The sequence below is a fragment of the Pseudomonas segetis genome (assembly GCF_900188155.1).
GTDB lineage: Bacteria > Pseudomonadota > Gammaproteobacteria > Pseudomonadales > Pseudomonadaceae > Aquipseudomonas > Aquipseudomonas segetis.
In genome coordinates this window covers 462,329-477,912 of record NZ_FZOG01000003.1, presented here as the reverse complement: position 1 = coordinate 477,912, position 15,584 = coordinate 462,329, and the positions used below count along the sequence as shown (strand labels likewise).

Genomic DNA, 15,584 nt, shown 5'->3' with positions numbered 1-15,584 from the left:
TGGCCGGGCGAGGCGGCAGATTTATTGCCCTGTATCGGGTTCACCTGCTCTGCACTGTTCGGCAAACCTTGGGCAGCCAGCAACACCCGTTGCCCAGGCCATGTTGTTGAGCCCTGCGCTTTCGAGCATTCTAGGCGGCAAGCCTATGCCGCGCTTGAACTGATGCCCACCTGCCGCAGCACAGCGACGTGCAGCCGACTAATCTACAGAATCAGTAGCTGCTAGCTGACAAGACACGCGCTTGGCTTCAAGCTAGGTGCATTACGTAATGACTGCAGGAAAACCAATGTCCGTACTGACTTCGTCCACACCCGACCGCGTACTTGATCTTGGCGACCTGTTGCGCGAGCTGGTTACCCAAGGCCGGGTGGATCAAGACAACGCCGAGCAGTGCCTGGCGATCCGGCGAAGTGCGGTCAAGAACCAACAACACCCGCTGGAGTTTCTGGCTGCGCAACAGCTCGATGATCTAGCGCGTCCCGGCAAGAAACTCGACCTTGAAAGCCTCACGGTCTGGCTGGCGGAATATGCCAACCAGCCGTATTTGCGCATCGACCCGCTGAAAATCGATGTCGCCGCGATTACCCCGCTGATGTCCTACGCCTTCGCCCAGCGGCACAAGATTCTCGCGGTGGCGGTGAGCCAGGAAGCGGTGACAATCGCCAGTGCCCAGCCGCTGATGCGCAGTTGGGAAGATGACCTGCGCCATGTACTCAAGCGCCCTATCAAGCGTGTGGTGGCCAATCCGGTTGATATCCAGCGTTTCACCGTCGAGTTCTACCGGCTGGCCAAATCGGTTACCGGCGCCACTGCGGTGGACATGAAGGTCAGCGGCACCGGCAACTTCGAGCAGTTGCTCAACCTTGGCGCGCAGGACCAGGAGCCCGACGCCAACGACGCGCATATCGTCAATATCGTCGACTGGCTGTTTCAATACGCTTATCAACAGCGCGCCAGTGATATCCACATCGAGCCACGCCGCGAGCAAGGCAGCGTGCGCTTTCGTATCGATGGCGTGCTGCACACCGTTTACCAGTTCCCGCCGCAGGTGACGATGGCGGTTGTCAGCCGCTTGAAAAGCCTGGGCCGAATGAACGTTGCCGAAAAACGCAAACCCCAGGACGGCCGGATCAAGACCAAGACCCCGGATGGCGGCGAAGTCGAACTGCGTCTGTCGACCATGCCAACGGCCTTCGGTGAAAAGCTGGTGATGCGGATTTTCGACCCGGAAGTGCTGCTAAAGAGCTTCGACCAGCTGGGTTTTTCGGCAGATGACCTCAAGCGCTGGACCGGCATGACCGGCCAGCCCAACGGCATCATTCTGGTCACAGGCCCGACCGGCTCAGGCAAAACCACCACGCTGTACACCACCCTGAAACAGCTGGCCACCGATGAAGTCAACGTCTGCACCATTGAAGATCCGATCGAAATGATCGAGCCGGCCTTCAATCAAATGCAGGTGCAGAGCAATATCGACCTGACCTTCGCCAGCGGCGTGCGCTCACTGATGCGCCAAGACCCCGATATCATCATGGTCGGCGAGATTCGTGACCTTGAAACCGCTGAAATGGCGATCCAGGCCGCGCTGACCGGACACCTGGTGTTGTCCACACTGCACACCAACGATGCCCCAAGCGCCATTACCCGCCTGCTGGAACTGGGCGTGCCGCATTACCTGCTCAAGGCAACGCTGCTGGGCGTCATGGCGCAGCGTTTGGTGCGTACACTTTGCCCACACTGCAAAACCCCGCACGAGCTGGACGAAAGTGACTGGCAAAGCCTGACCAAGCCCTGGAACGCGCCCCTGCCGACCGGGGCGCACAAGGCCGTGGGCTGCCTGGAGTGTCGCGACACCGGTTATCGCGGCCGGGCCGGGGTTTACGAAATCATGTTGCTCAATGATGGGATCAAGTCCCTGCTCAGCGCCGAGACCGACTTGATTGCGTTGCGTCGCCAGTCGTTCAAGGAAGGCATGCGCAGCCTACGTTTGTCTGGCGCGCAAAAGGTTGCCGCCGGGCTGACCACAATCGAGGAAGTGCTGCGCGTGACCCCACAAAGCGAGCAACGCTAACCCGGCTGCCTGCGACAAGGTCGGGTATGGTGATTAAAGCGTTTTGTGATTCCGCGATGCCTCTGCTGAGAGCCACTTGGCGACATTGAAAACTCAGTTGTGCTTAGATGTCCTGCTAACAACGCCTGACCACATTAAGGATTAATTGCATGGAAATCGGCAGCGTCATATTTCTCTTCGTCGGCCTCGCGATCGCCGTCGTCTTCATGGGCTTCAAAGTTGTGCCCCAAGGTTCACAATGGACGGTTGAACGCTTTGGGCGCTACACCAACACGCTCAAGCCGGGCTTGAACATCATTGTGCCGCTGGTCGACCGCATTGGTCGCAAGCTCAGCGTGATGGAAACCGTGCTCGATATTCCACCCCAGGAAGTGATCAGCGCCGACAATGCCATCGTACAGATCGATGCGGTGTGTTTCTCCCAGGTGATCAATGCTGCACAGGCCGCGTATGAGGTCAACAACCTCGACCACGCCATCCGCAACCTGGTGATGACCAACATCCGTACCGTGCTGGGCTCGCTGGAACTCGATGCCATGCTCAGCCAGCGCGACGCCATCAACGAGCGTCTGCTGCGCACCGTTGATGAAGCTACCGCGCCTTGGGGTATCAAGATCACCCGCATTGAGATCAAGGACATCACGCCGCCCGCCGACCTGGTCAACGCCATGGCCAGCCAAATGAAGGCCGAGCGTCTGAAGCGTGCGCAAATCCTTGAGGCCGAGGGTTCGCGTTCCGCTGCGATTCTGACCGCTGAAGGCAAGAAGCAAGCGCAGATCCTTGAGGCTGAGGGCGAGCGCCAGGCCGCCTTCCTTGAAGCAGAGGCCCGGGAGCGAGCCGCTGCGGCAGAAGCCGAGGCAACGCGCATGGTTTCCGAGGCAATCGCCAATGGTAACGTGCAGGCGGTCAACTATTTCGTTGCGCAAAAATACGTCGATGCCCTGGGCAAGCTGGCCAGCTCCGACAACAGCAAAGTGGTGCTAATGCCGCTTGAAGCCAGCCAGATCATTGGTTCGGTCGGCGGCATTGGCGAAATCATCAAAGCCACCTTCGGCGACAAGCAGGCCAAGTAATGCTCAATTTTCTACAACACCTGACGTTCTGGGATTGGTTGGCGCTAGGCACCCTGCTGTTGATACTCGAAGTATTTGGTGCCGGCGGTTACCTGTTGTGGATTGGCGTTGCCGCTGCTGGTGTAGGCATCATCACCTATGTGATTCCGGCATTGCCCTGGGCCCTGCAATTCGTCTTGTTTGCCGTGCTCTCGGTGTTGAGCGCGGTTTTATGGTGGAGGCGCCAGCGCAACGCTGGGAAAATCTCCGATCAACCCGGCTTGAATGATCGCGGCAGCGAATTACTGGGTCGCCAGTTCGCCCTGCACGAAGCCATCAGCAGCGGGCGCGGCAAAATCAAGGCGGGCGATACATTGTGGCTGGTCAGCGGCCCGGACTTGCCTGTTGGCAGCGCAGTACGGGTCACTGGCCAGAATGGTGTATTGCTCCTGGTTGAGCCCATCAAATAACCGGCGCACCTGCCTTATTCGCGATAGGCGTCCAGCGGCACACAGGCGCAGAACAGGTTGCGGTCGCCATAGACATTGTCCACCCGATTGACCGTCGGCCAGTATTTGTACAGGCGAGTGTGCTCACTTGGGGTCACTGCCTGGGCAATGCTGTAGGGTCGCTCCCAAATGCCGACCATGTCCGCCAGCGTGTGGGGCGCCCGCACCAGCGGGTTGTCATCTTCGGGCCAGTCACCGTTTTGTACCTTGGCGATTTCCGCGCGGATGCTCAACATGGCCTCGATAAAACGATCCAGCTCATGCTTGGACTCACTCTCGGTCGGTTCGATCATCAGCGTGCCCGGCACCGGGAATGACATGGTTGGCGCGTGGAACCCATAGTCGATCAAGCGCTTGGCGACATCTTCCTCGCTGACGCCGGTCTGTGCCTTGAGCGGGCGTAAATCAATGATGCATTCATGGGCAACGCGACCGTTGCGACCGCTGAACAGTATCGGGAATGCATCCTTGAGGTTGTTTGCCAGGTAATTGGCACTGAGGATTGCCACCTCGGTGGCATCAGCCAATTGCGGGCCCATCATTGCGATGTACATCCAACTGATAGGCAAGATACTCGCACTGCCCCATGGCGCCGCGCTGACTGCGGTGTTTTCCGGGTTAGGGCCTTTCAGCTCGATCACCGGGTGGTTGGCGACAAAGGGCGCCAAATGCGCACGCACGCCGATTGGTCCCATGCCGGGGCCACCGCCGCCGTGGGGAATGCAGAAGGTTTTGTGCAGGTTCATGTGCGACACGTCTGCGCCGATATCCGCCGGACGCGCCAGGCCGACCTGGGCATTGAGATTGGCGCCGTCCATATAGACCTGGCCGCCGTGGGCATGGATTACCTCGCAGATCTCGACAATACCCTCTTCATACACACCGTGGGTCGACGGGTACGTCGCCATCAGGCATGCCAGGCGATCACCCGCCTCGGCCGCTTTTAGCTTGAGATCGGCAAGGTCGACATTGCCCTCGGCATCGCACTCGACAATCACCACGCGCATACTGGCCATCTGCGCCGAAGCTGGATTGGTGCCGTGCGCCGAGGCCGGAATCAGACAGATATTGCGCTGTGTGTCACCGCGACTCTGGTGATATTTGCTGATGGCCAGCAGGCCTGCGTATTCGCCCTGCGCCCCGGAGTTGGGCTGCATGCAGATCGCATCAAATCCGGTTATGGCGCGCAGCCATTCATCCAGCTCGTTGATCATCAAGGCATAGCCATGGGCCTGCTCCAACGGAGCAAAGGGGTGCAGATTGGCAAACTCGGGCCAGGTAATAGGGATCATCTCGCTGGTGGCGTTGAGCTTCATGGTGCACGAGCCCAGCGGGATCATCGCCTGGTTGAGCGCCAGGTCTTTATTCTCGAGCTGCTTGATGTAGCGCAGCATCTCGGTTTCGCTGTGATGGGTATTGAATACCGGGTGCGCCAGGTAGCCTGAGCGGCGCTGCAGGTCCGCTGGAATACCGTCCTCGATCTCGCTGGCGTCGAGCTCAGCGACACCCAAACCATGATCAGCCCCCAGAAATACTGCAAACAAACGCTCGACCGTGTGCTCATCGCAACTTTCATCAAGACTGACGCCCAGCTTGCCGCGCCCCAGAATTCGCAGATTGATTTGCGCTGCCTGCGCCGACTCGATAATCGCCGTCTGGCTACCGCCCACCTCCAGGGTCAGGGTGTCGAAAAAATACTGGTTGTCGCGCTCTATACCTTTGGCTTTGAGGCCGGCCGCAAGAATTGCCGTGAGCCGGTGAATCCGCTGGGCAATGGCTTTGAGCCCTTGCGGACCGTGGTACACCGCATAGAAGCTGGCTATGTTGGCCAGCAATACCTGCGCGGTGCAGATGTTTGAATTGGCTTTCTCACGACGAATATGTTGCTCGCGTGTTTGCAGTGCCATACGCAGCGCCATATTGCCGCGCGAGTCTTTAGACACGCCGATAATGCGCCCCGGCAGCGCCCGCTTGAAGGCATCGCGCGTGGCAAAGAAGGCTGCGTGGGGCCCGCCGTACCCCATGGGCACGCCAAAGCGCTGGGCCGAGCCCAGCACCACATCGGCGCCCAGTTCTCCGGGCGGGGTCAACAGCAGCAAGCTCATCAGGTCTGCCGCGACACACGCCAGCGCTTGCTGAGCATGTAACTGACCGATCAAGGGTTCCAGGTCACGGATCTCGCCATGACTGTCCGGATATTGCAGCAGCGCGCCAAAGACCTGATGTTCTGCGAGGCTCGCAACATCGGCAATCACCAGTTCGAAGCCAAAGCCCTCGGCCCGGGTCTGCACCACTGAAATGGTCTGCGGGTGGCAATTGTGATCGACAAAGAACAGGTTGCTCTTCGACTTGGCGACCCGCTTGGCCAAGGCCATGGCTTCAGCCGCTGCCGTGGCTTCATCCAGGAGTGAGGCACTGGCCAGCTCCATCCCGGTCAGGTCGATGGTCAACTGCTGGAAATTGAGCAGCGCTTCAAGCCGACCTTGAGCGATTTCCGGTTGATAGGGCGTGTAGGCGGTGTACCAACCAGGATTTTCCAGCACATTGCGCACTATTACCGTCGGCGTGATGGTGTTGTGATAGCCCATGCCGATGAGGCTGGTCCACACCTGATTCTGCTCGGCATAACCACGCAGCTTGGCCAGCGCTGCTTGCTCATCCAGCGCATCAGGCAGTGCCAATGGTCGATTCAAGCGGATAGACGGCGGCACTGTCTGTTCGATCAATGCTGCCCGGCTAGGCAGGTCCAATGTACCGAGCATAGCGTGCTGCTCGGCGGCATCAGGGCCGAGGTGGCGTCGTAGAAATGCATCCGGCTGCTTGAGTTGCGACAATGACGGCGTTGCAGACATGGTTGAGAGCCTCTAGAAATGACAAGGCCTCGCCATTGCGCACGCTTGAAACACCCAACCGGGCATTCATGCGCTGCAATACGAGGCCTTATTAGCTTAGAAAACTCTCAACTATCTGCACGAAGGTTTTCAAACCCGCGTTGATCAGGTCATGTCAAAGCTACCCGGCAGCAGTCCCGGCTCGCAGCGAGCCTGGACTTTGCAGCGTTTTAAGCGTCAGCAGAGGCTTTGTACGCATCCGCATCGAGCAGTTTGTCGAGTTCGTCTGCGGCACTCGGCTTGAGCTTGAAAAACCAGCTGCCGTAAGGATCGGTGTTGACGTTCTCCGGGCTGTCAGCCAGCGAGTCATTGACCGCGATCACTTCGCCGCCGATAGGGGCGTAGATATCCGATGCTGCTTTTACCGACTCAACCACACCCGCTTCCTGGCCCGCGGCCAAGGTCTTGCCGACTTCAGGCAGCTCAATGAAAACCACATCGCCCAGCGCTTCTTGAGCGTGGTCGGAAATGCCCACTGTTACGTTTCCATCAGCGTCCAAGCGAGCCCATTCGTGGCTGGAGGCGTAACGCAGATCGGCGGGGATATTGCTCATGTCGGATTCCTCATATGGCATGACGGCGACCGCGCCGTCATGAAAATTTAGCAGGGCTTGGCAACTTCGACAGTTTTCAACCAAACCGTTGGTCATACAAAACAGTTCTGTAATTGTTTTTCAGAACCGCCAATAAGCCGGATTAAATCAGCGCCTTGCCATGACGAACGAAGGCTGGCTTAACCACTCGAACGGGATACCATTTACCGCGAATTTCGACTTCAGCCCGCTCGCAGGTTGCAACAGGCAAGCGTGCCAGGGCAATCGACTTGTTGAGGGTCGGTGAAAAACTTCCGCTGGTGATTTCACCCTCGCCTACACCGTCAACACGCACCACTTGGTGGGCACGCAACACGCCGCGCTCCTCCAACACCAGGCCAACCAGCTTTGTCGAAATACCGCGCTGCAACTGCTGCTGCAAGGCTTTGCGCCCGACAAAATCCCGATTGGCTGGCTCCCAGGCAACACTCCAGGCCAGGTTCGAGGCCAGGGGCGTTACGCTTTCGTCCATGTCCTGGCCGTACAGGTTCATCCCCGCTTCCAAGCGCAAGGTGTCACGTGCGCCCAGGCCAATGGGTGAAATCCCGGCGCCGACCAGGTCATTGAAAAAGGCCACGGCCTGATCGCTCGGCAGCATGATTTCCAAGCCATCTTCGCCGGTGTAACCCGAACGCGCGATAAACCAGTCACCTTCGGGCAATCCCTGGAAAGGTAGCAGTTGATTGATCAGCGCGGCACAGGCCTGGCTGACCTGCTCACAGGTTTTTTCCCGCGCATGGGGCCCCTGGATAGCAAACATCGCCAGGTCGCTACGCTCATGCAACTGCACAGCAAAACCCTCGGCCTGCTGGTTCATCCAGGCCAGGTCCTTGTCCCGCGTCGCGGCATTGACCACCACCCGGTAGCCAAAATCGGTCAGATAGACCATCAGGTCATCAACCACGCCGCCTTCGGTGTTGAGCATGCTGCTGTACAGCGCCTTGCCCAGTTCTTGCAGGCGTTCAACATCGTTGGCAAGCAGATGCTGCAGATACTGTTTTGCCTGATCACCGTGGATATCGACCACGGTCATGTGGGAGACATCAAACACGCCACAGTCGCGGCGGACTTCGTGATGCTCTTCGACTTGCGAACCATAATGCAGCGGCATGTCCCAACCGCCGAAATCGACCATCTTGGCACCCAAGGCAAGGTGCAGGTCATAAAGAGGTGTGCGCTGCCCCATGGGGTTCTCCTTCCGGGCTTTGGCAAAACTGCAACACTGTTTGCGCCTGTACAACGGCCTGGTCGAGCAGGCCTTGCGCCAGCCAGCAAACACCCATTCTAATGAGGTTGGCTACAGCGAATGGCGTGCATTGTATCTACAAGGTGCGGGCGGGTCATCTTGGATGTACACCAAGGCGAGCAAACGGCTGCAAGCGCCTTGGTCTCAGCCGCGAGTCTGTGCCGAACGACGAATCAGGCCGATCACCGGCAGCAAACCCACCGCCACCAACGTCAGCGCCGGTAATGCCGCGCGGGCCCATTCACCCTCACTGGTCATTTCAAAAATCCGTACCGCCAGGGTGTCCCAGCCGAACGGACGCATTAACAGGGTAGCGGGCATTTCCTTGAGTACATCAACAAATACCAACAATGCTGCAGATAACGCCCCGGGCAATAATAAAGGTAGGTAAACACGGAAAAACAACCTGACACCACCCACGCCCAGGCTGCGCGACGCTTCAGGCAATGAAGGCCGGATCCGCGCCAGGCTGTTTTCCAACGGGCCGTAGGCAACGGCCATAAAGCGGATCAGGTAAGCCAACAGCAGCGCTGCCAGGCTGCCAAGCAGCAGCGGTTTGCCTGCGCCTCCAAGCAACGTTGAAAGCGGGATCACCAACTGGTTATCGAGATAGCTGAACGCCAGCATGATCGCTACTGCCAACATTGAGCCGGGCAAGGCATAGCCCGTGTTGGCCAGGCTGACGGTGGAGCGCATCAGCCGGGTCGGTGTCATACGCCGGGCAAAGGCCAGCAGCAAGGCGATGCTGACCGTCAGCACCGCAGCCAAACAACCCAGGTACAAGGTATGCAGGATCAACGCAGTGTAGCGTTCATCCAGGTCGAAACGGCCGCGCTGCCAGAACCAGACCAGCAGTTGCAGCATCGGAATCACAAAGGCGCAAGCGAAGACCAACAGGCACCAACCACTGGCAGCCAGCGCTTTGAAACCCCTGAGCTGGTAAAGCGCTTTGCCGCGTGGACGCTCGTTGGCTGGGCGCACCGCACCGCGCGCACGCCGTTCGCCATAAAGCACCAGCATCACCACCAGCAACAGCAGGCTGGCCAACTGGGTGGCGCTGCTCAGGCTATAGAAACCGTACCAGGTCTTGTAGATGGCAGTGGTGAAGGTGTCGAAATTAAACACCGAGACGGCGCCAAAATCGGCCAGCGTCTCCATGATGGCCAGGGCCAGACCAGCACCGATTGCCGGGCGCGCCATCGGCAATGCCACGCGCCAGAATGCCTGCCACGGGTTATGCCCGAGCACCCGCGCCGCTTCCATCAGGCCTTTACCCTGGGCAAGAAAGGCATTGCGCGCGAGCAGGTAGACGTAGGGATAGAACACCAGCACCAGAACGCTGATCACACCAGCGGTCGAGCGTACGCTCGGGAAACGCACACCCGCACCAAACCACTCACGCAACAGCGTCTGAACCGGCCCGGAAAAATCCAGCAACCCGACAAATACAAAGGCCAGCACATAAGCTGGAATCGCAAACGGCAGCATCAGCGCCCAATCCAGCCAGCGCCTGCCCGGAAACTCACAGAGGCTGGTCAGCCATGCCAGGCTCACGCCGAGCAGGGTCACGCCTACACTCACGCCTGCAACCAGAATCACTGTATTGCCAATCAGCCGGGGCATTTGCGTTTGCCACAGGTGCGACCAGATTTCGCGGTCAACCTCATGCCAACTGAAGAGCATCACCGTCAAGGGCAACAGCACCAACAAGGCGACCACAAAGACGATGGGGTACCAGCGACGCTGGGCAAGATGGGCCACGCACTATCCTCAAAGCAAAAACAGCAACGCCCCGGACGATGCCGGGGCGTGTTCTATCGGCGAGCTAACGCAGTGCTTAGTTCCAGCCCGCGCGATCCATCAACATGATGGCCTGAGCCTGGCGCTTACCGGCGACCTCAACCGGGATAGCATCGGCCTTGAAGGTGCCCCATGCCTGGACCTCTTCAGATGCCGGGACTTTCGGATTAGCCGGGAACTCCTGGTTCAGGCCCGCGAACAACGCCTGGGCTTCTTCAGTGGTCATCCACTCCAGCAGCTTCTTGGCAGCCTCTGCATGGGGTGCATTCTTGGTGATACCAGCGCCCGCCAGGTTGACGTGCACGCCACGGTCTTGCTGGTTAGGCCAGAACGGCTTGACCTTTAGATCCGGGTTGGCCTTGTGCAGGCGACCGTAATAGTAGGTGTTGGTGATGCCGACATCGCACTGGCCGGCATCGATTGCTTGCAACAGCGCAGTGTCGTCAGCAAATACATCGGTGGCCAGGTTATTCACCCAACCCTTGATGATTTCTTCGGTCTTCGCCTCGCCATGGGTTTCGATCAGCGTGGCCGTCAGAGACTGGTTGTACACCTTCTTGCTGGTACGCAGGCACAGGCGCCCTTCCCAGTTTTTGTCGGCCAGCGCTTCGTAGGTCGACAACTCACTCGGTTTTACCCGCTCGGTTGAATAGAAGATGGTCCGCGCACGCAGCGACAAACCGGTCCAACTGTCGGTGCTGGAACGGTATTGAGACGGAATGTTGGCATCGATGGTTGCCGACTTGAAGGGTTGCAGCACACCCGCCTGTTCGGCCTGCCAAAGGTTGCCAGCATCCACGGTGATCAGCATATCCGCCGGGGTGTTGGCGCCCTCGGCCTTGAGCCGCGCAATCAGGGGTGCTTCCTTGTCAGTGATGAACTTGATTGGCACGCCGGTTTTGGCGGTGTATGCATCAAATACAGGCTTGATCAGCTCGTCGATCCGCGAAGAGTAAACCACCACTTCATCAGCGGCTTGGGCGCCACCGGCAAGGGCTGTCAGGGTAAACGCGGCGAGTAATCGCTTGCTTGGCTGCATGGGCGTTGCCTCTTGTTATAGTCGATAAGTTAAGGCGCAAATGATATTGAATAGCATTTGGCATCTCAACAAACGACTGTCCGCAGATGTTACGGCGGATTACACAGCCCCAGGCGCCGAGCTTCAGGCCACGGGCATCAAGGCTTGGCAAGCGGTGGCAGCTCGCCACTCAAGCCCAACGCCTGGCGCACGAACAGCGCTTTGGCTTCGGGCATGTCATCCACCCAGTTGAGCCCGGCGTTACGCAGCCAGCGTACCGGCAGGGGATCGGCCTGGAACAAGCGCTCGAAGCCCTCCATCGCTGCCATCATCGCCAGGTTGTGCGGCATGCGCCGACGCTCATAGCGGCTCAGCACACGTTCATCGGCCGGCGACTCGCCCCGCTCAAGGGCATGCAGCAAGACCTCCGCCAACACAGCGGCATCAAGGAAGCCAAGGTTGACGCCCTGTCCGGCCAGTGGATGAATGCTGTGCGCCGCATCACCGATCAAGGCCAGCCCCTGTTCAATGTAGCGCTTGGCATGGCGCTGGCGCAGCGGAATGGCGACCCGGCGATCACTGTGCAGCACCTTGCCCAGGCGCTGCTCGAAGGCCTTGCCAAGCTCCACGCAGAATTGCGAGTCATCAAGGGCCATCAAGCGTTCAACTTCGCTCGGCACTGTCGACCAGACAATCGACGACCAATGCTCGTCAGGCTTATCACTGGCCAGGGGCAGGAATGCCAGCGGGCCGTCATCGGTAAAACGCTGCCAGGCGGTAGCCTTGTTGGGTTTCTCAGTATGCACACTGGTGACGATGGCGTGGTGTAGATAATCCCACTCACGGGTTGCGGTCCCCACCAAACGACGTACCGCCGAGTTGGCACCATCGGCCGCGATCAGCAGCGGCGCACGCAGTTCGCGACCATCTTCAAGGGTCAGCAACCACTCACGACCAGAGCGACGCAGTTGTTCCAGCCGGGCGTTGGCCAACAGGCCGATAGTGCTTTCATGCAGCTGTTCAAGCAGCGCGTCTTGCACAACGCGGTTCTCGACAATATGTCCCAGTGTTTCGGCGTGCATGCTGGCAGCGCTGAAATGAATATTGCCTGTACCGGCACCGTCCCAGACATGCATGTCGCGGTATGGGCTGCTGCGGCGGGCAGCAATTCCCGACCACGCATTGAGTCGTTCAAGCACCCGCTGGCTGGCCATGGACAAGGCACTGACCCGCGCCTCGAATGGCGCGCCAGCATCGAATGGTTCCAGGCGCATCGGGCCGCCGTCGATAACCAGAATCTCCAGCCCGCTCGATTGCATGGCCAGCGCCAGCGTACTGCCAACCATTCCCGCGCCGACAATGATCATATCCGCGTGCATATTCATTCCTTAAGCGGCCTGCCTGGCGCGCGGCTTTAACCGCACGTACAGGGTTTTGTGCACCTTGGCGACCAGGGTACCCGCGCCATCGCGCACTTCAACCTGCAACTCGGGCAAGTATTTCTCACCCTTGGCAGTGCGTGCACGAATGGTATCGAGCAGGGCGTCATCAATGCTGAACTCGGCAAACACCGGGCCTTTGCCTGGCGCAATAAAATCTATGTTCGCAGCTTTGTCCCAGACGATGTAGTCACGGCTGAGGTTCTCCATCAACATCAGCATGAAAAATGGATCCGTCATCGAATACAGGCTGCCGCCGAATTGGGTGCCGACGTAGTTACGGTTATACCAGCCCAGGCCCATTTTTACCTGGACACGCTGAAAGTCCGCGCTGATATGTCGCACACGAATACCCGCGCCCAAATACGGCGGGTACAGATTCATTGCCCAACGCAGCAAACGCGCCTTGCGCGCCGTTTTTTTCGGGTTGTGGCTCATGGTTGCGATCGCGTACCCAAGCCCATGGCCTGACGTGCAAACCAGCGTTTGGCAGGTGGCAACAGGTCAAGCCCAAGCAACCCGAGGTTACGCCCGGCAACGCGCAATGGCTCGCCAGAGCTGAACAGGCGCGTGACCTGGTCGGAAAAGCCCACGGTCAGCTGTTGATCAAGTTGCTGGCTGCGCAGATAACCCTGCAATGTGGCGAAGTCACCGAGCGGCGCAGCACTGTCCAGCAGGCAGTCTGCCAGGGCAATGGTGTCACGCAATGAAAGATTGTAGCCCTGCCCGGCAATGGGGTGCAGGCTGTGCGCGGCGTTGCCCAGCACCACAAGGTGCGGGCGAATTTGCTCCTGCGCCTCGACCAGTGCCAGTGGATACAGGTGTCGCTCGCCGATTTGGCTGATGGCCCCGAGACGATAACCGAATGCCAGTTGCAACTGTTCGATAAACGCGGCATCAGGCACGCCCAGCAAACGCTCTGCATCTGCGGTCGAACGCGTCCAGACCAGGGCGCTGCGGTTGCCCGCCAGCGGTAACATGGCCATAGGCCCATCGTCGGTGAAACGTTCGAAAGCCTGGCCAGCATGGGCCTCACGGGTGCTGACGTTAGCGATCAAGGCGCTCTGGTCATAAGGTGTTTGCTTGACGTTGATGCCCAACTGCTCGCGCAAGCCAGAACGACCACCCTCGGCAAGAATGGCCAGGTCGCAGTCGAGCTCAGTACCATCATGCAGGGTAAGCCGATAACCATCGCCCAGCGCGTCAAGACGAGTGACTTGTGCAGGGCTGCGCCAGCTCACGACCGACTGGTCCAGCGCCTGCCACAGGCACTCGCCAATCCAGGCGTTCTCGACCACATACCCCAGAGCGGGCACGCCCTCATCGGCTGCACTCAGGCGGGCAGCGGCAAAGCGCCCGCGGTCAGAGACATGGATCTGCTTGATGGGCTCGGCATGCTTGGCGATCTGCGGCCAGATGCCCAGGCGCTGATAGATTTGCTGCGAGCCAAACGACAAGGCAGTCGAGCGCGCGTCATAGCTTGGCTGATAGCCCGAGCCCGGCGTGAAGGCTTCGATCAGGCAAATCCGCCAACCGCGCTTTTTCGCCTCGCCCTGCAGCGCCAGCGCCAGGCTGGCACCGACCAGGCCGCCGCCAATGATTGCCAGCTCGACGCGTTGCGCTGACTCAGGCAACTTGGGCCGCTCCAGCCATCAGTGCCTCGATCTCGGCAACCGTCTTGGGAACGCCGGTGGTAAGGATTTCGCAACCCTTCTTGGTGACGACCACGTCATCCTCGATACGCACACCAATGCCACGCCATTTTTTCGCGACATTCTGATTGTCCGGGGCAATATAGATACCGGGCTCGACCGTCATCGCCATGCCGACCTCAAGCACGCGCCATTCGCCACCGACCTTGTAGTCGCCAACATCGTGTACATCCATGCCCAGCCAATGACCGGCGCGATGCATGTAGAACGCCTTGTAGGCTTCGCTGGCGATCAGTTGCTCGACATCGCCCTCCAGCAAACCCAGCTCCACCAAACCTGCGGTAATCACCTGCACCGTGGCTTCGTGCGCCTGATTCCAGTGTTTACCAGGGGCGATCTCGAGGAATGCAGCTTCTTGCGAGGCCAGCACCAACTCATAGATGGCTTTTTGCTCAGGCGAGAACTTGCCGTTGGCCGGGAATGTGCGGGTGATGTCGCTGGCATAGCAGTCGATCTCGCAGCCAGCATCGATCAGTACCAGATCGCCGTCCTTCAGCACCGCGTCATTTTCATGGTAATGCAGGATGCAGGCGTTCTTGCCTGCTGCGACTATCGAACCATATGCAGGCATTTTCGCCCCGCCCTTGCGGAACTCGTAATCCAGCTCGGCCTCGAGGTGAAACTCAAACAAACCGGGGCGGCTCACGCGCATGGCTTGCACATGGGCACGCGACGAAATCTCGGCGGCTTCACGCATCACCTTGACCTCGTTGGCGCTCTTGTACAGGCGCATGTCGTGCAGCAGGTGGTTGAGCGCGACAAACTCATTCGGCGGCTGCGCACCCTGGCGCGCCTTGGAACGGATCACATTGATCCAGTCCATCAGGTGACGGTCGAATTCCTGATTGGTGCCCATCGAATAATAAACCCGCTCACGGCCTTCAATCAGGCCGGGCAGGATGTCGTCGATATCGCCGATAGGGAATGCGTCATCTGCGCCAAAACGGCTCATGGCGCCCTCCTGGCCTGCGCGCAAACCGTCCCACAACTCGCGCTCGGGATCACGCTCACGGCAAAACAATACGTACTCGCCATGCTCACGCCCCGGGATCAGCGCAATCACCGCCTCGGGCTCAGGAAAGCCGGAGAGGTATTGGAAGTCGCTGTCCTGACGGAAGATGTGCTCGACATCGCGATTACGGATGTACACCGGAGCAGCAGGCAGAATTGCGATGCTATTGGGTTCCATCTGCGCCATCAGCGCCTTGCGCCGACGGGCATATTCCGACTTTGGGATGCTGATCATGGCTAAG

12 protein-coding genes are annotated in these 15,584 nt (G+C 59.1%); 3 read left to right on the top strand and 9 right to left on the bottom strand.

Going from position 1 to position 15,584, the window contains the following annotated elements; translation table 11 throughout:
- Window positions 1-286 precede the first annotated feature (286 nt).
- From tfpB to CHB79_RS13410, 3 genes are all read left to right on the top strand, one after another.
- The gene (tfpB, locus tag CHB79_RS13420; protein ID WP_089360271.1) at window positions 287-2,071 is read left to right on the top strand and encodes a type IV pilus assembly ATPase TfpB; all 1,785 of its coding nucleotides are present in this window, start codon (window positions 287-289) and stop codon (window positions 2,069-2,071) included.
- Window positions 2,072-2,220: 149 nt separating this feature from the next.
- Window positions 2,221-3,144 (top strand): SPFH domain-containing protein, encoded by a 924-nt coding sequence (locus CHB79_RS13415; RefSeq protein WP_010489381.1) that lies wholly within the window; start codon window positions 2,221-2,223, stop codon window positions 3,142-3,144.
- Entirely contained in the window at window positions 3,144-3,593 is a 450-nt protein-coding gene (locus CHB79_RS13410) for an NfeD family protein (protein ID WP_010489379.1), read from the top strand. Before CHB79_RS13415 ends, CHB79_RS13410 begins: the two co-directional genes overlap by 1 nt.
- Before the next feature lie 14 nt (window positions 3,594-3,607).
- On the opposite strand, the gene gcvP is transcribed toward CHB79_RS13410, so the two are convergent.
- The 9 genes from gcvP to pepP all read right to left on the bottom strand — a co-directional run bounded on the left by gcvP (window position 3,608) and on the right by pepP (window position 15,577).
- The gene (gene gcvP / locus CHB79_RS13405; RefSeq protein ID WP_089360270.1) at window positions 3,608-6,484 is read right to left on the bottom strand and encodes an aminomethyl-transferring glycine dehydrogenase; all 2,877 of its coding nucleotides are present in this window, start codon (window positions 6,482-6,484) and stop codon (window positions 3,608-3,610) included.
- Between the two features lie 209 nt (window positions 6,485-6,693).
- Window positions 6,694-7,077, bottom strand: coding sequence for a glycine cleavage system protein GcvH (gene gcvH, locus CHB79_RS13400; protein ID WP_089360375.1), 384 nt, complete (start codon window positions 7,075-7,077; stop codon window positions 6,694-6,696).
- Window positions 7,078-7,219: 142 nt separating this feature from the next.
- Window positions 7,220-8,302, bottom strand: coding sequence for a glycine cleavage system aminomethyltransferase GcvT (gcvT, locus tag CHB79_RS13395; RefSeq protein WP_089360269.1), 1,083 nt, complete (start codon window positions 8,300-8,302; stop codon window positions 7,220-7,222).
- 204 nt (window positions 8,303-8,506) lie between these two features.
- The gene (locus tag CHB79_RS13390; protein WP_089360268.1) at window positions 8,507-10,123 is read right to left on the bottom strand and encodes an ABC transporter permease; all 1,617 of its coding nucleotides are present in this window, start codon (window positions 10,121-10,123) and stop codon (window positions 8,507-8,509) included.
- 76 nt (window positions 10,124-10,199) lie between these two features.
- Window positions 10,200-11,201 carry an extracellular solute-binding protein gene (locus CHB79_RS13385; RefSeq protein ID WP_089360267.1) on the bottom strand — a complete coding sequence of 334 codons (1,002 nt, stop codon included), beginning with the start codon at window positions 11,199-11,201 and terminating at the stop codon, window positions 10,200-10,202.
- 137 nt (window positions 11,202-11,338) lie between these two features.
- Window positions 11,339-12,559 (bottom strand): 2-octaprenyl-3-methyl-6-methoxy-1,4-benzoquinol hydroxylase, encoded by a 1,221-nt coding sequence (locus CHB79_RS13380; protein ID WP_176443186.1) that lies wholly within the window; start codon window positions 12,557-12,559, stop codon window positions 11,339-11,341.
- Between the two features lie 9 nt (window positions 12,560-12,568).
- A complete protein-coding gene (locus tag CHB79_RS13375; protein WP_089360265.1) occupies window positions 12,569-13,057 on the bottom strand; it encodes a DUF4442 domain-containing protein in 489 nt (162 codons plus the stop codon).
- Window positions 13,054-14,253: a 2-octaprenyl-6-methoxyphenyl hydroxylase gene (gene ubiH / locus CHB79_RS13370; protein ID WP_089360264.1), complete on the bottom strand. Its 1,200-nt coding sequence runs from the start codon at window positions 14,251-14,253 to the stop codon at window positions 13,054-13,056. The genes CHB79_RS13375 and ubiH overlap by 4 nt, the downstream gene beginning before the upstream one ends.
- A complete protein-coding gene (gene pepP / locus CHB79_RS13365) occupies window positions 14,246-15,577 on the bottom strand; it encodes a Xaa-Pro aminopeptidase (protein ID WP_089360263.1) in 1,332 nt (443 codons plus the stop codon). Before pepP ends, ubiH begins: the two co-directional genes overlap by 8 nt.
- Between the last annotated feature and the right edge of the window lie 7 nt (window positions 15,578-15,584).